The organism is Afipia massiliensis, assembly GCF_014203115.1.
GTDB classification, from domain to species: domain Bacteria; phylum Pseudomonadota; class Alphaproteobacteria; order Rhizobiales; family Xanthobacteraceae; genus Afipia; species Afipia massiliensis.
The window spans coordinates 446596-462666 of the sequence record NZ_JACHIJ010000005.1; the positions used below are offsets into that span (position 1 = coordinate 446596).

14 protein-coding genes and 1 pseudogene are annotated in these 16071 nt (G+C 58.9%); 2 read left to right on the forward strand and 13 right to left on the reverse strand.

Features of this window, described 5'->3' with window-relative positions; genetic code table 11:
- Positions 1 to 71 precede the first annotated feature (71 nt).
- The 3 genes from HNQ36_RS19000 to HNQ36_RS19010 form a co-directional block, all read right to left on the reverse strand.
- Entirely contained in the window at positions 72 to 1250 is a 1179-nt protein-coding gene (locus HNQ36_RS19000) for an acyl-CoA dehydrogenase family protein (protein WP_184087582.1), read from the reverse strand.
- Between the two features lie 20 nt (positions 1251 to 1270).
- Positions 1271 to 2389 (reverse strand): phosphotransferase family protein, encoded by a 1119-nt coding sequence (locus HNQ36_RS19005; RefSeq protein WP_184087584.1) that lies wholly within the window; start codon positions 2387 to 2389, stop codon positions 1271 to 1273.
- Positions 2390 to 2630: 241 nt separating this feature from the next.
- A complete protein-coding gene (locus HNQ36_RS19010; RefSeq protein ID WP_184087586.1) occupies positions 2631 to 3800 on the reverse strand; it encodes an acetyl-CoA acetyltransferase in 1170 nt (389 codons plus the stop codon).
- Positions 3801 to 4005: 205 nt separating this feature from the next.
- On the opposite strand from HNQ36_RS19010, the gene HNQ36_RS19015 reads away from it, so the two are divergent.
- Positions 4006 to 5520 carry a helicase HerA domain-containing protein gene (locus HNQ36_RS19015; RefSeq protein WP_184087588.1) on the forward strand — a complete coding sequence of 505 codons (1515 nt, stop codon included), beginning with the start codon at positions 4006 to 4008 and terminating at the stop codon, positions 5518 to 5520.
- Positions 5521 to 5635: 115 nt separating this feature from the next.
- Here HNQ36_RS19015 and HNQ36_RS19020 read toward each other — a convergent pair whose 3' ends face one another.
- From HNQ36_RS19020 to HNQ36_RS19040, 5 genes are all read right to left on the reverse strand, one after another.
- Positions 5636 to 6436, reverse strand: a complete 801-nt coding sequence (locus HNQ36_RS19020; RefSeq protein ID WP_184087590.1) for an enoyl-CoA hydratase-related protein — start codon at positions 6434 to 6436, stop codon at positions 5636 to 5638.
- A gap of 229 nt (positions 6437 to 6665) precedes the next feature.
- Positions 6666 to 6998: a nuclear transport factor 2 family protein gene (locus tag HNQ36_RS19025; protein WP_184087592.1), complete on the reverse strand. Its 333-nt coding sequence runs from the start codon at positions 6996 to 6998 to the stop codon at positions 6666 to 6668.
- Between the two features lie 145 nt (positions 6999 to 7143).
- Positions 7144 to 8373 carry an ABC transporter substrate-binding protein gene (locus tag HNQ36_RS19030; RefSeq protein ID WP_184087594.1) on the reverse strand — a complete coding sequence of 410 codons (1230 nt, stop codon included), beginning with the start codon at positions 8371 to 8373 and terminating at the stop codon, positions 7144 to 7146.
- 69 nt (positions 8374 to 8442) lie between these two features.
- On the reverse strand, positions 8443 to 9315 hold the full coding sequence (locus HNQ36_RS19035) for an alpha/beta hydrolase (RefSeq protein ID WP_184087597.1): 873 nt from the start codon (positions 9313 to 9315) through the stop codon (positions 8443 to 8445).
- Between the two features lies 1 nt (position 9316).
- Positions 9317 to 9994: an FMN-binding negative transcriptional regulator gene (locus HNQ36_RS19040; RefSeq protein ID WP_184087599.1), complete on the reverse strand. Its 678-nt coding sequence runs from the start codon at positions 9992 to 9994 to the stop codon at positions 9317 to 9319.
- Between the two features lie 104 nt (positions 9995 to 10098).
- Here HNQ36_RS19040 and HNQ36_RS19045 point away from each other — a divergent pair, with 104 nt between their 5' ends.
- The gene (locus HNQ36_RS19045) at positions 10099 to 10860 is read left to right on the forward strand and encodes an AraC family transcriptional regulator (RefSeq protein ID WP_184087601.1); all 762 of its coding nucleotides are present in this window, start codon (positions 10099 to 10101) and stop codon (positions 10858 to 10860) included.
- A 45-nt stretch (positions 10861 to 10905) separates the two neighbouring features.
- Here the strand turns inward: HNQ36_RS19045 and HNQ36_RS19050 are convergent, their stop codons facing one another.
- The 5 genes and pseudogenes from HNQ36_RS19050 to HNQ36_RS19065 all read right to left on the reverse strand — a co-directional run bounded on the left by HNQ36_RS19050 (position 10906) and on the right by HNQ36_RS19065 (position 15885).
- Positions 10906 to 13095 (reverse strand): TonB-dependent receptor domain-containing protein, encoded by a 2190-nt coding sequence (locus HNQ36_RS19050; protein ID WP_430641386.1) that lies wholly within the window; start codon positions 13093 to 13095, stop codon positions 10906 to 10908.
- Between the two features lie 6 nt (positions 13096 to 13101).
- A pseudogene (locus HNQ36_RS26680) lies at positions 13102 to 13491 on the reverse strand (STN domain-containing protein); the annotation flags it as partial.
- A 66-nt stretch (positions 13492 to 13557) separates the two neighbouring features.
- The gene (locus HNQ36_RS19055) at positions 13558 to 14520 is read right to left on the reverse strand and encodes a FecR family protein (RefSeq protein ID WP_184087605.1); all 963 of its coding nucleotides are present in this window, start codon (positions 14518 to 14520) and stop codon (positions 13558 to 13560) included.
- 103 nt (positions 14521 to 14623) lie between these two features.
- Positions 14624 to 15124 (reverse strand): RNA polymerase sigma factor, encoded by a 501-nt coding sequence (locus HNQ36_RS19060; RefSeq protein ID WP_184087607.1) that lies wholly within the window; start codon positions 15122 to 15124, stop codon positions 14624 to 14626.
- A 377-nt stretch (positions 15125 to 15501) separates the two neighbouring features.
- Positions 15502 to 15885, reverse strand: a complete 384-nt coding sequence (locus HNQ36_RS19065; protein WP_184087609.1) for a GYD domain-containing protein — start codon at positions 15883 to 15885, stop codon at positions 15502 to 15504.
- Positions 15886 to 16071: the final 186 nt, after the last annotated feature.

The following is a 16071-nucleotide window of genomic DNA, read 5'->3' on the forward strand; positions in this document are numbered from 1 at the left end:
CTTTCTCCCCGCCTCTCAATTTTGGGCATCGGTCGCTGTGTCGCACCCTTTTTGCGCTCACTTATCTCCGACTATTTCGTATGGCCTCGCACAAGCCGGCGCCCGATCGCCCATCGATGCACTTCCGACGGACCGTCATAGATCCGAAAGGCACGCACATCGCGATAAAATCGCTCGATGATCGTGTCCCGCGTTGTGCCGAGGCCGCCGAGGATTTGAAGCGAGCGGTCTGCGACGCGGGCGATCGCCTCCGAGCAAATGACCTTGGCCATCGAGCTTTCTGCCGAGGCCTTCTCGCCCTTATCGAGCAACCAGGCGGTATGCCAGATCGTCAACTGCGAGGTATGGATGTCCATGGCATTGTCGGCGAGCATGAAGGATACTCCTTCGTGTTCACCGAGGACTTTTCCGAATGCCGTCCGGCGACGCGCAAACTCGGTAGCGATTTCCTGCGCTCTGATCGCAGAGCCCAACCAGCGCATGCAGTGGGTCAGCCGTGCGGGCGCAAGACGAATCTGCGCGTACTTGTACCCTTCGCCGATTTCTCCAAGGATAGCGTCTGACGGAACACGCAGTTGGTCAAACCGAACCACGGCGTGCCCGCCCGTGAAACTTGAATCGATGGTATCGAGCGTCCGCTCGATCTTGATTGCATCGTCGGACATGTCGGCGAGGAACATGGTTGCCCGGCCATCGGCTTCCCCACCGACCACCTTGGCCATGATGATGGCAAATGCCGCTCCCTCGGCTCCCGTAATCAACCATTTCTCCCCATCGATCACCCATGTATTGCCGTCGAGTCGCGCTGTCGTAAGGAGTTGACTTGGATCAGAGCCCGCCCCCGGCGAAGGCTCCGTCATGCAGAAGCATGAGCGGCCAGCCCCGCTGGCGAGCGGCTTCAGGTAGCGTTCGCGCTGGTCAGGACGCGCGACGACATCAAGCAAGTGCATATTGCCTTCGTCCGGGGCCGCACAATGCAGAGCGACCGGTCCCAGCATGGAGTATCCCGCAGCTGAAAAAACCGCGACCTGGCCGAGGTGCGACAGGTCTTGGCCGCCATACTCCTTTGAAACATGCGGTGCGAATACGCCCGCCTTGCGTGCAAGATCATTCAGTTCGCGGCGCAGGTCGTCCGTCGGACCGTGCGACGTCCAGCGCTCATCCTTCTCGTAAGGAACGACAATATCGCGGACGAATTCCTTCACGCGGGACGCGAGTTCCAACACCTGCGCCGGAACGGAGAAATTCATATCAAGGTCTCGCGGATTCATCAGATTCCTTTCGTCGATCCAGAAGCGATGTCTTTGGCAAGGAGCAACAGTGCTTCACCAACATGAGCGAAGTCTGCATACCGCGCGTCATTGACAGCGCCATTCAGAAATTGCCGGTGCAATTGCAGGAAAACGACGCCCAGCTTGAAGAGAGCAAGAACGCGCATCGCGGGAAGGCCGTCGAGATCGATACCCGTCAGCGCGGCATAGCGCTTCGCCACGTCATCACGGCGCCAGAACCCCGGCAGCGACGTGGGCATCTGCTTGAGTTGCAACAGGGCGGCGGGATCGTCGGGCTCAACCCAGTAGCTCAGAAGCGTTGCGAGATCGAACAGCGGGTCCCCCCGTGTGCCCATGTCCCAGTCAACCAGCGCGACCGGTGCAAGCGTCGCCGGATCGAGGATCAAATTATCGAGCTTGAAGTCACAGTGAAGGATCGTCGGTGGCCGCTCGCGAAAGCGTTGCCGAGCGAGCCAGCCCGAGATGTCATCGACAAGCTTGCGCGCGCCGGTATCACCGACGACGAGCGCTCCCCTTTTCGACCACCCGGCAATCGCGCGAGCCACGAATCCTTGAGGGCGACCCAAACCATCCAGACCAACGGCTCGCGCATCGACAGCGTGCAACGCGGCCAGGGTCGACACGAGGGTTTCGCTTAAAATCGCAGAAGCGTTCGCGCAGGACTGGAGCAGCGACATATCGGCTCCGCGCACAACAAGGCCAGGCCGATATTCGATCAACTGGAACGGTACACCGATGACGCCTTTGTCACCGCAGTAGTGCAGACTTTTCGGAACAAACGACAACGCATGAGACAGGCACGATAGAATGCGATGCTCACGGGCCATGTCGTGGGCACCCGGAGGAAGTTCGCCATCGGGCGGACGACGAAAAACCGTCGGCTGACCGTTGATCGTGAGCAGGTAATTGCGATTTGCGAGACCACCGGCGAATTGGTGCGCCGATTCTGTCGGATCGAAGCTCATCCCCTGCGCGGAGAGATAGCGCGCCAGCGCCCCCCAATCGCTTGGAGCAGCGTCCGACGCTGCCAGGAGTTCCCGATTTGCGGTCGATTTCAGGACGCTCATCTGCAAATCGTCCGCGCGTTCGCTGCGCATGCGAAAGGCATCCTTGATATTATTGTCGTACAATAATATCTAAATCCGCCCTCAGCCTCCCTGTCAAGGCGCAAAAGTCGCAGGAACTACAGAAGCACCCTATTTATTGTCCGACAATTTTCGGTTGGGATGACCCACAGCGTTCCCGCGACACCCCTGAACTGACAGTCGCGACGCTTAGGCCCATAGGATTCCAACCGCGAGCTGAAACCCCTCAGGACCTGCCGTGCAACGAGCCCATCTAGCGCGCGGGCTCAAGAATCGAGACGTAGTTCGCGACCGCCGCGCCGCCCATATTAAAAATGCCCGCAAGCTGAGGATTCTTCAGCTGCATCCCCTCAGGTGCCTGGCCGGTGAGCTGCATCGCGCTCATCACGTGCATGGACACCCCGGTTGCACCGATCGGGTGCCCCTTTGCCTTCAGTCCACCGGACGGATTGATCGGCAGCTTGCCGCCAATTTGCGTCCAGCCTTCCTTGATCGCGCGCGCACCCTGCCCCTTCGGCGTCAACCCCATTGCTTCGTACTCGATCAGTTCGGCGATTGTGAAACAGTCGTGGGTTTCCACGAAGGATAGATCCGACAGTCCGACACCAGCGGACTGCAATGCGCGCGCCCAGACCACAGAGCAGCCTTCGAAATCAATGATGTTACGCTTCGACATCGGCAGAAAATCCTGTGCATGCGCTGTTGCCTTGAAGGACACCGCCTTGCGCATTGTCTTTGCAGTCTCTGCATCAGTCATCACCAGCGCCGCCGCGCCATCGGACACCAGCGAACAGTCCGTGCGCTTCAGCGGTCCGGCCACGAATGGGTTCTTCTCGCCTTCCGAACGGCAGTATTCGAAACCGAGATCCTTGCGCATCTGGGCATATGGATTGGCTACGCCGTTCTTGTGGTTTTTCGCGGCGATCATCGCCAACGCATCGGACTGATCGCCATAACGCTGGAAGTACTGCTCGGCGATCTTGCCAAATACGCCCGCAAATCCTCCAGCGATCTCACCGTCTTCGGGCAGGTACGACGCTCGCAGCAGATTGCGGCCGACCTCGAGACCTGGCGTTCGGCTCATCTGCTCAACGCCAACCACCAGAACAACACGGGCAGCGCCCGCCTGAATTGTCTTGATGGCCTGATGAACCGCCGCCGATCCGGTCGCGCAAGCATTTTCGACACGTGTGGCGGGCTTGAATCGTAACGCGGGGTCCGCCTGCAGCACCAGTGCAGCGGTAAAATCCTGCGGCGAGAATCCCGCGTTGAAATGCCCGAGTATGATTTCATCGACGTCACCAGGCGCGATGCCCGCATCGACCAACGCATCGGTCGAAACGCGAACAATCAGGCTTTCGATAGTTTCCGCGTCCATTTTCCCAAATGGCGTATGCGCCCAACCGACAATCGATGCCGTCATGATGATTCCCCTATTCCGAGCAACGAAACAACACGTCGAGATGCACACCTGCACCGGTCAGACGCTGAGCGCAGTCTACAAGGAAGTCATCGCGCGTCAAAGAAGCCCCACGACCAGCGTTCCCACCGGCGCTGCGCTCTCGGCGCTCGACGGGCAGCGATCAGGTTGGTAAGCCCCTCTCCGCAGGGAGACTTTGAGTCGAGACATGACCGTTGCAATCGAGATGGGACACACAACGGCAGGCGCCCCGGCGACTCTCGACCTTGAGGAACTGCTGGCGACTCGCCTGCTGGTGCAGGGAAATTCGGGCTCCGGAAAATCCCATCTGCTGCGCCGGCTGCTGGAACAGACTGCCCCTTGGGTGCAGCAGACCATCATCGACCCCGAAGGCGACTTCGTGACGCTGACCGACCGTTTCGGCCACCTCGTGATCGATGCCGAGGACCATACCGAGCGTGGCCTGCAGGCCGCCGGCGAACGAGCGCGCATCCATCGCGTCTCCACGGTGCTCAATCTCGAGGGGCTCGACGCAGAGAATCAGATGCGGCGCGCCGCCGCCTTTCTCGGCGGGCTTTTCGAGGTCGCGCGCGACCACTGGTACCCGATGCTGGTGGTGGTGGATGAGGCGCAGCTCTTCGCGCCCGCAGTCGCCGGGGAGGTTTCGGACGAGGCGCGCAAACTCTCTCTCGGCGCCATGACGAACCTGATGTGCCGTGGCCGCAAACGCGGGCTTGCAGGCATCATCGCAACCCAGCGACTGGCGAAGCTCGCCAAGAACGTCGCTGCCGAGGCTTCCAATTTCCTCATGGGCCGAACCTTCCTGGATATCGACATGGCGCGCGCCGCCGACCTTCTGGGCATGGAGCGGCGACAGGCAGACGCCTTCCGGGATCTGGAGCGCGGGCAATTCATGGCGCTGGGCCCGGCCCTCTCCCGCCGCCCCTTGGGACTGCGCATCGGTCCAACGGATACCCAGCCGCGCAATGCGACTCCGCGACTCATGCCGCTGCCGGAAGCGACGCTGGAAGACGCGCGCGCCATTATTCTGGCAGCTCCGCCGCCTGAGAATATCCGGCCCCAGCGTCGCCCGTCCTCGCCAGACCTCCTCGGTCAGCTCATGGCGGCGAAGTCCGCGGCGCTGGAGATTCGTCCCGAAGCGGTGGAGCAGCCACTCAGCGCTGAAGAACTGGCGGAACGGCGAGAGCGCGTGGACAGTATTTTGCGCGCCGTGCTTGCGGAACCGGACGCAGGATTCCGTGCCATCGGCGTCCTCTATCAGGAATTCGTGGTCCGCTGCCGAATAGCGGGCCTCGGTTTGGCCGTGCCGGACCTGACTGACTTCCGCCGCATGCTGACGCACGCCCGCGCAGGGCTCGGCTCCGATATGGCGGAGGACGACGCGTGGCAGGATGTCTCCGTCCGCGCCTCCATTCTGCCTGAGGATATGCAGGGTGTCTTCATGATGATCGCCCGCGCCGCGAAGGAGGGTTGGCCCTGCCCGAACGATGCGGCGATTGCCCGCGCCTATGGCTCGCACTCGTTGCGCCGTGCACGGCGTCTGCTGACCTACATCGAGGAGCAGGGCCTCATCGTTTGCCAGCTTGACGGGGCTGGCCGACGGATCGTGACGCTTGTCGAACTGGCTTGGGCAACGGCACCGGGCGACCCCAATGCCGAGGAACTAGCGGCGGAGCAAGGCTGCAGCAACTCGTCTCTATGATGCGCCGGCCGAGCGGCGCACAGACACGCCGGCGCGTTTACCGATCTATCGAATTGCGCAGAAGCCTACCTGAAGACCTTGCTGATGGCGCGGACACCATCAGCACCAGGAAGATTTACCGGCCTTTAAAGCGGGGCTTGCGCCGCTCAAAGAATGCATCGACACCCTCTTTATGGTCTGCAGTCATGTTCGTGAGCGCGAACTGATCTGCATCCATATGACTGGCAAGATCATCCAAGGCATGAGCGAGACGGTTCACGGTCAGCTTGGTCATCATGACCGAAAGCGGCGGTTGCTCGGCAATTTTTGTTGCAAGTTCCATTGCGGCCGCGAAGGCGTCAGCCTCAACCACCTTTTCTACTAACCCCCATTCAAACGCTTGATCGGCAGAAATGCGATCGTTCGCGAGAATGACGGCCTGCTTGGTTCGAGCCGGTCCAATCAGATGCAGCATTCGCGGGATGCTTTGCCAGCTCATGCTCATGCCGAGTGCGACTTCGGGAACGCGCATGTGAGCGCCGCGAGCCATCACGCGGAAATCGAGTGCCACTGCAAGAGCGACGCCGCCGCCGATACAAAACCCTTCTATCGCACAAATCGTGATTTGTTCCATTTCCTGCCACGCGCGCGCAAGACGCGGACCCGACTTGAGTTGTCTCCGCCATGCGCCGATGTCCGTGGCGGGATCTCGTTCTCTGCCCTCTTTCAAATCGAACCCAGCAGAAAATGCCGTGTCCGTGCCAGTCAGGACAACAACCGACGTTTCGTGATCATCTTCGAAACTGCGCGCGGCCTCCGTAAGTTGCCGCATGGCGTCCCGCGAAAGCGCGTTGACTCCATCTTGACGGTCGAAACGGACGACTGCAACGCGTCCTTCGGGGCCAAGCCCCTTCTCAATCGATACAAAATTGTTCACTGAAGCTCCATTCCTTGACCGACCCCACCGAGTGGTCCGAATGGCATGTTAGTTTAGGGATTGTATTCTGACTATCTCCTTTGGTGCTGGCCAGACGAGCGTCTCGGGTGTTGCCAGTGGTCGACATCCCGGAGGTGTGTAGACGCATCGTGTTGCAGTGGCGGCGCCAGTTTTCGATCACAGTCTATGCCATCTTCAATGTGTAGAATATCTCGTCATTCAGCCAGCGCTATTCGAGCGGCCGACTGTGAAAAACCTTGTTGACGATCTGCCAGCGTCCGTCCGCTTTCAACAGGCTGAGATGATCGGTAAAAAACCGTCCGGGCACCGCGCAGGTCAGCGTGACATTCGCGCAGTTCGGGGCGCTTTCCTCTACGCGGACAATACGCTCCAACTCGCGGCCGAAATTCTGGCTCTTGGGTGAAGCGCGCCCCTCCACCAACTTGCACCAGTCTTCCAGCGGCAGGTCCGATACCTTGCCATCCGCAAGCGAGTGCAAATGGCTTACTTCATGGAAAGTCTGCCGGAGCTTTTTTGGTGTCGCCTTCGTACAGGCCGTCAAGATACGTCTGGACGGTCAACAGAACGTCCTGAATGTTGGATATGCCCATAATGTTTTCCTGCGGTAGCTGGCTTGTCTGGATTGAGGCGGGAGGCTGCCTGCAAAGAGCATGGCTGATCAAGCCTCCCGTTGCAATTTTCTTTGCTTACTTTTTCAGCAACGCGCAGGTGCTGCTGGAAAGGGGCATGAAGGCCTGATCGGCCGGAGTCGTACCGACGAGTTTGTACAGATCCCATGGTCCCTTCGATTCCGATGGCTTCTTGACCTCGAAGAGATAAGCCGGATGAATCTTGCGGCCATTAGGCTCGATCGCTCCTTCACCGAACAGCGGATCATTTGTCTTGAGCTCCTTCATCTTCGCGACAACCTTGACGCCGTCGTGCGGGTTAGCACCCAGCGCCTCGAGCGTTTTGAAGTAATGGATCAGTCCGCCGTACACGCCGGCGTGTGTCATGGTCGGGGGAGACTTGTTCTTCATGCGCTCAGCGAAACGCTTGGAGAACGCACGGGTCTTGTCGTTCAAGTCCCAATAGAAGGTCTCGGTAAGATTGAGTCCCTGCGCAGTCTCCAGCCCGATCGCCTTAACGTCGGTGATGAACAAAAGCATCGCCGCAAGTTTCTGTCCGCCTTTTGTAATCCCGAATTCGGCCGCCTGCTTGATTGCATTGGTCGTGTCACCGCCCGCGTTCGCAAGTCCAATGATCTTTGCTTTTGATGCTTGAGCCTGGAGCAGGAAGGACGAAAAATCGGATGTATTGAGCGGATGCTTGACGCCTCCCGCAACCTTGCCGCCCGATTTCTTGATGACGGACGAAGCATCGCGCTCCAGAGCCGCACCGAAAGCATAGTCTGCGGTCAAAAAGAACCAGCTATCGCTCCCGGCCTTGACCAGCGCCTGCCCCGTACTGTTGGCCAGCATATAGGTATCGTAGGTCCAGTGAACGGTGTTCGGAGAACACTGCGCATTCGTCAGGTCCGTACTTGCAGCACCCGAATTCAGATGAATGGCGTTTTTCTCCCGCACAAGATTGTTGACGGCGAGTGCAACGCTCGAATTATTGATATCCGCAATAACATCGACCTTGTCGACGTCGATCCAGCTTCGCGCGAGATTGACGCCGACATCCGGCTTGTTCTGATGATCGCCGGAAACAACGTCAATCTTCCAGCCTTTGGCGCGAAGCCCGGAATCCTCGGCCGCCATCTCGGCGGCGAGCGTCGAACCTGCACCACCCAGGTCCTGATAAAGTCCGGATTGATCGGTCAACACACCGACCTTGACGGTCTTGTCTTGCGCCGATGCGTGGAACGAACCGGCCAATGCGAAGGCTGTACTCGTGACGATTGTAGCGATGTGACGGACGATTAGCTTCATGTCATCCTCCTCCGGGTTACGATTTGTTTTGTTTTCCTCGGCGGCCGAGGCTTGCGATGAACTCGCCGTCTAGGTACGCACCATCCGCAACGTTGCGGCCCATAGCTCGCTGGATGGGTCGGCGAGACGGTCGATCATGTCGAAGTGATGCCCGCCGTTTTGCTTCACGATGGAGCAGTCGAGTCCGGCTCCGCGCCATGCGTGCGCGAAATCATCCTGCTGCCGGTGGAATTCGGCCGATTCCGCGCCGCCCACCGACAGGATCAGGGGTGCGGATGTCTTCGGCAAATGGAGGATCGGACTGTTGCGTTCGGCGGTCGTTTCGTCGAGGCCGATTTCCTTGTTGAGATAGCAAAGCCTGATGGCCTCAAGATCGTACAGGCCGCTGAGCGCGCAACCGCCTTTGACGGTGTCGGTCGGCAATCCAAATTCCCGCCAGTCGGTCATAAGAGCCATCACCGTCAGATGGCCGCCGGCCGAGCTTCCCGACACGTAGATCTTGTCAGATGCGTAGCCGTAGTTCGCACTGTTCTTGTGAAGAAACGCGATGGCCGTCCTGACGTCTGCAACAATGTCATCCATCGTCACATGGGGCGCGAGACGGTAATTGATAACGGCAAGATTGATGCCGTGCGCAACATAGGTCTCGGCTACGTAGCTGAATTCTGATTTGTCCTGCGCGCGCCAATAGCCGCCGTGAATGAACACGAGCAACGGTGCTCCTGGCTTCTCGGTCAGGAAAAGATCCAGTTTCTGCAGCGGCTGGGAACCGAACGGAACGTTGATTTTGGCGCGGCTCGCCAAAGCATGACGTACTCGCTCGCTCTCCGCCCCCCACCTGCGCGAAATTTCAGGATGATCGGGAATCTGGGCGCGAATGTTGTATTGGGCGTCCAAACTTGCCTGATCAAGTCCTCGATAGACCTGTGTCTTTGCGTCCATGTCATTCCTCATTTTGGGTGGCGTTTACGACGGGTGAGTTCTGCTCGGCGCCTGCTGCACGCCGGTCTTGGAACGAGAAGCGTTCCATCAATTGGCTGACCAGACGCTGCGAAAGGCTGCCGTCCTGCAAAGCGCGATAAACCCTGCGGCGATCATCAGGTCCGTTCTGCTGGGCGAGCCTGAGCTGAGTCTGGATATCCGTGATGTCGACGTGAAAGCCGACAATCCCGGGGAGCAACTGATCGATGTAGGGAGCGACGCTTTCCGGCGTCCAGGCCGATGACGGCGGGTCCATGTCCTTCGACAAGCGAACGACCATGTCGCGCATGGCACCGGAATCGAGAACCAGTCTCGACGTTCCGCGAACGTGCACGCTGACGTAGAGCCAGGTCGGTGCACGCGGATGCGTGCCATACCAGCTCGGCGAGACGTAAGTATGCGGGCCCAGAAAGGTTACGAGCACCTCGCGCCCGCCATCGAGACTTTTCCATTGCGGATTCGCACGCGCGCAATGTCCGACCAGACGGCCGAGCTGGCCTTCCTCGCGATCGATCATGAAAGGCAGGTGGCTCGCTTCAATACTTTCCGCAGCGGAGATAATGGAGCCGAGCCTGATTTCCTCGATCAGCGCGTAGGCTGTCTCGCGATCTGCATTCCGAAAGGGCGCCGGGATGTACATGCCGTTCACCTGGCCTCAGGTCAGAGCTTGAATTCCGAGGAGGCTAGGCGTGGTTGCGGCGGCCTGCTATCTTGAGAGGGTCAAAGAATCTATGGATCGGGCCAATGGCGAGAAGCCGAAGAGCGGTCGATTATCAGGATGTGCCTCGTCCCGTAGCCGCCATGGCGGACGAGTATCCTGCGGGTCATGCGACCGTTCTCCATTCGCACCGCAGGTCGCAACTTTTCTACGGCTCATCCGGCGTGGCGCGTGTCGCGACCAGGGACGGAACGTGGGTTGCGCCTCCGCTCCGCGCGATCTGGGTGCCGGGCGGAATTGAACACCAGGTGGTTTGTCGCGGCCCGGTTTCGTTTCGCACGCTTTACATCGAGCCCGATGCAAGCCCGCAGTTGCCAAAGGCATGCCGCGTCATGGAGGTGTCCGACCTTCTGCGATCGCTTATCATCGAGTCAGTCGAAGTCCCGCTGGATTACGACGTCACCGGGCGTGACGGCTGCCTGATGCAGCTCATCCTGCATGAAATCGGAATAGCGCCTGTAAGCCCGCTATACATACGGATGCCGCAGTCTCGGCCCTTGCGACGGATGTGCGAGGCAATTCTCCGCGATCCGTCAACGCGAGCGGACCTCGACGACTGGGCAGCGAAGACAGGCATGAGCCGCAGGACCCTGACACGTCACTTTCGGCTGGAAACAGGCATCAGCATCGCGACCTGGATCAAGCAGGCGCGACTGGTGGAGGCCATGTCGCTCATGGCAGAAGGCGCTTCAGTCACAACTGTCGCCTTCGAAGTTGGCTATGAAAGTTCAAGCGCGTTCGGAGCGATGTTCCGCAAAACGTTCGGATGCTCGCCCACGAGGTATTAGCTCGTGCGCCTTGAAGATTGCTCGATCGGAATGTCGCGCTACAGATCAAAACTTCACAGTCGCGCCAAGCCGCATCATTCTCCCCGGCGCCGGAACGAGCGCGGTCGCGATGGCGTCAAGATAATAGCGATCGAAAACGTTCTCGATGCTGAGATTGAACGACACCATGTCGTCAACCTTGTAGCTCGCGAACAGATCGTACACCTGGTAGGGATTCCAATCGGAATCCACCGTGCTGCTTGACCGGTCTTTCCGCCCCACTGCACGTGGGCCGGCGAATGTCATGCGTCCACCGACAACCAGCTTCTGATCCAGCCAGCGCGTTCCGACCGTGAGCGCGCCGGCGTATTTCGGCGGAATGTAATTGGAGAAGTAGTCCGCGCCGCTGGTAAAATTGGCGCACGGAACGTTTCTGAAATTACTTTTCGGATTACAGAAATCCACGTTGGTGTAATAGTTGTAGTTACCTTCGATGAAGACTCCGCCTGCATCATATGCTCCGGACAGTTCAATTCCGTCAAAATGAGCTGACGGGATGTTGCCGAATACACGCTCCGTGGTGGGAAGGCCGATTAAAGAGCCGTACTCCCGCATGATGTAATCTTCGTAATTGTTGTCAAAGAATGCCAGCTTGGCGCGGAACTTGTCGCCACTCCGGAATATCCCGTCGCGCATGAAATTGACGCCGTACTCATAGTTCTTGGAAGTTTCGGGACGCAGGCGCGGATTCGGGACCAGAAGGAAGGGCATGTTGAGAAGCGTCTCGCGCACGCTCGGCGGCCGCCAACCTTCCGTATAGGTGGCGAACAGCTGAACCCCATCCCAAGGCTTGACCGTGACACCGACGCGCGGATTCAACCGGCTGTCTTCGAGACCCTTGAGGGGATTCACGACACTGTCGTCCTGCGACTTGTAGGTTTCGTAGCGTAATCCGCCTGACAGCGTGAGCCATGATGTCAGATCCAGAGCGCTCTGGAGAAAAACGCTCCCGATCGTACGCGTGCCCATGAAATTGGAAAAACCGATGGTGCCGGGCAACCCGCGCTGATCGACCGACTCGGTCGAATACTGCCCGCCATATTTCAACGTCAGCGCACCAACAGCGGTATCAAAGCCTGAAGTGTTCCACACTTCGCCGCCCTTGGTCACCACGTCCGACAAACTGCCGAATGCCACCCACTTGTCCGTGACATCGCTCATCCACGTACTGGCGTGAAAATCGACAAGCGGATTGTCCGTCGGTTTCCAGTTATACTTCGCAGTGTAGGTGGACGCCGTGACTTCGCTCAATCCAAACTGCTGAATCCAGCCGAACCTGCTGAACGGATTGTTCGCATCGGGATACTCCTCGCCGAACTTGCTTCTGTAGTTCACATATCCGAGTTCGACCGAGTGCCCGTCACCGAAACGCACCTTGCCCTTGAGCAACGCCGAATTGGTGTCCTGCGACGTGTTGAGCACCTCGCCGCCCGGCTTATAGCGCGACATCGGATGCATGGTTGCCCGGCCTTCGTTTGGATTCTTCAGAGCCACCATGCTGTCGCCGTTGTTGCCGGCGAAGTAGTTTCCGTTGCTGCGATGGGCAAACGCTGCAACAAGGTCGACATGCTCGGTTGCAACCGCCGCCGCCACGCTGCCCATCCGGTTCTCGGTGCTCATCAGCTCGTTGCCGCCGAATCTCTGCACCATCGTATCTACTGCCGGAGGAGCAATGGTGTTGCCTCCGAACGAGCCACGCAGCCGCGCTCCGAATGTTTTTCCGTTTTCGACAAGATCGTTCGCGTTGAGCGTACGCATGTTGACCACGCCGCCCATCGCACCGGCGCCGTAAGGACCGCCGCTTGGACCCTTCTCGATATCGATGCCGCCGATGAACTCCGAATCGACGAAGGTGCGATTGGAATGCCCCTTGTAACCTCGATAGGTTGAGCTCGTCTGTTGCGCACCGTCCACCAGGGTAGCAATGCGGTTCATGCCTTGCAGGCCGCGGATATTGAGATCGAGTGATTGACCGTTGCGGCTACCTGCAGAGATCACACCTGGCGTGTTGCGGAACATGTCGCCGACGGAGGTTGGCGGCAGGCGCTGAATTTGCTCCTGAGAGATATGTCCCGACGACCCCGGCGTCTGATAAGGCGCATCGGTCGATGAAACACCACCAGATACATCGACCGGGTCGAGCAGGGTCGCGCCGTTAGCCGCAGCACCAACCGAACTGCTATCGGGCCCGGAAATTGCAACGGTGCCCGAATTCGGGAAACTATAGGATAGTCCCGAGCCTTTCAGAATTTGCGCCAGCGCCTGCTCGCGCGTCGCAGAACCGGAAAATCCCGGCGATACTTTGCCGGATGCGATGGAAGCCAGATACGTGACCTGAAGTCCCGTTTGGCGGCCGAATGCGATCAGCGCTCCATTCAGCGAACCTGGAGGAATGGAATAGGCAGTCGTCTTCGGGGCAGCCTGCGCGAGCACCCTATGAGCCGAGGCAACGACACCGAAACTGATGGCTGTTGTCATCAGCAGCGCCGTGATCAACGCATTCTGCCTTTTAGTTCTGACCGGATACGTCCCCAACGCCTGCATAACAAAGCCGCCCCTATCGATCGCATCGGAGGGCGGCCGCGCCTTCATGTCATTCGTGTTGCCCTGTTCCTGATACAAACGGGGCTTCGACTTTTTCTCTGCTTTAGATGTCTTTTAAACTGGAGAGATCACCGTCAGAAACGACGAGACGCGGCGAACATGGCCACCGACCGGATGGACGACGGCTTCAAGCGCGCGGAGCGGATCATTGAGATCGAAAAGTCCGCTAACTTTCTGCGAACCGACGAAAGGATCAGCCACCACAATGCGGCCAGGAACCCAACGGCCGATCCGGGCAACGAGAGCGGAGATGGGCTCACGCTCCGCCACGATAAGTTTGTCGCGCCAAGCGGCGATCTGGCCCGCTTCTCGCTTGCCGCGATCTACGCTTCGCGAAGACTGATTGAATGCCATCCAGTCGCCCGCCCCGAGCCCTCTGCTTAAAGGAAGCGCTGAACCGGAAGCGCGCGCTTCGACAAGCCCGTGATCGACAGACACCATGAATATGCCGGCGTCATTGGAAATGTCGAAGGCGGTGCCCAGCGCCGTCGCGGTCAGTTCACCCGCCTGCACCATAAAGGGCCGCTGAGCATCTTTCTCGACCTCAAAGTATGCCATCCCCTTCAACAACCCGACCTGGCGTCGGTTCGACCCGTAGCCGAGTGCGATGGCGCTGTCGGGACCGAGCGTGGCGACACTTCCATCGGGAAGGTTCACGCGGCGAATTTCGCTCTTGTCCGTGATGTGATCTGCCCGAGCGAGGATGATGGCGTCCGGTATGACAAGTGAACCAGCAACTGCTGCGCCAAGGCCGACCGCACCACCGATCATCAGGTTTCTGCGGGTGAGCCCCAAATTCTTGCGACGTTCGGCCCTCTGGCGATCCGTGAGAATCTTGCCGGTCATCCCCCGGGCATCGGAAACCCGGGCCCACATCTTTTCATGGTCAGGTCCGCGCGCGCGCCACGCCCGTATCATCTCCAGTGCGACCGGATTTCCGGGATCGTTTTGCAAGCGAATGACGAGATCAATGGCCTCATCAAGCAGCCGATCAAAATTCGGCGCAGCATCGTTCATTCATTTCCGTCCGATAGGGCGCGACCAGAACGGTCAGAAAATCTCACCTACCATCTATTACAAATGAGTGGCGGTGATTTTCTCTCTTTGGAATAAATACAGTTCAGATTCCGCCGGTGCGGGTCACAATATGTCGGTACGCCTCACGGATCAAAGCCCAGGTGCGCGTGGTCGAGAGGTCGAGTTCCTGCGCCACGTCGCTGATTGTGCGATCCGCAAGACGGTGCAACTCGAAAGCAACCCGCGTGCGCTCGGGAAGTTCACCCAAGGCGGCCTCCGTCAGCTTCAAACGCTGGCGATCGTAGACAACCGTTTCCGCCGAGGGTGCTGGATCGGCATACTGGGCGACCGCATCGTCACTGAGATCGACAGTGCTGGCCAGGCGCTCGCGCCGGGCATGGTTGATGCTAAGATTACGGGAGACCTGATACAAATAGGCTTTTGGATTATGATCGGCCGTGCCCTCATCCGGAACGGCAGTGAGAATCCGAAGGAATGTGTCCTGCGTCAGGTCAGCTGCCGTCTCCGGGCTGTGACCACGGCGACGCAGAAAACGATCAATCTCCCGGGCATGTTTGATAAAAAGACTCTGGAGATCCCACATCAGCAAAATCCCTGAGCGGCAGCGGTGGTGACTTGATCACCTTCGTCACCATTTTCGCTCACCAGAAGAAGGATCGGCCGTAAGCTTTTGAACACAGTTCGCGGTGTCATGAACGAGCACTACCGAGATGGAATTTGACGCCGGCACACGTCAATCTCCGGCAGCTGTCGATCAGCTACCCATAAGGGTCCCAGAATTTGCCTGCAATGCCAGGGATTTAGATTGCCTCCAAAGACATTGAACGAAGCCCTCGCCTACATCGTGCAAAGCACGCGAGCCCTACCACGTTCGACTCGGCGAAACAGCAGCGCGCACGGCTATGACCGACGACCTCTGGTCGTCATGTCAGCGGCAGCGCACATCACAGAATTTGGTATTCAAGCCTCGCCGATTTCACGCCCCGGATCGATCCCTACTCCGTAGTAATCGGCTTGGCCCGCCGATCTGAATTTCTGAGTAAGCTCGCCTGCCCGCCGGAAGGCCTTTGTCGTATCGCTCGCCGTGAGCGCCACGGTCGTGGTGATGTCCGTAAGGCTTCCGCCGGCCGCGGCGGCAAGCACCGCTGAAATCATTGTGGGCTCATCCGGTGCTTCCGCTATGATCAGCCAATCGTAGGGTCCCAAAGTCAGATACCAACTGATCAGTCGAGCACCGGCGGCAGTGAACAACTCCGCGACCGCCTCGGAACGGTCCTCCGGACTCGCGGACATCCCCTTGATGGCCGCGGCAGTGTAACGACCTTGAGAAATGTATATCGTCATGCTGGCCTCCTCTGCAGTCGCTAGTTCTATCTAGCTGAGGGCAGCATACTACTCCCAACCGATGTTCGCCGGATATCCGTTGGCTCCCAGTTCGCTGGTGGAGCGAGCCTCCGTACCGATGTGCGCGGATTGAACCGAAAGCCGAATCACTCGCGGCGCCAGGCGCTCTGGAAGAGCGCCCACCCA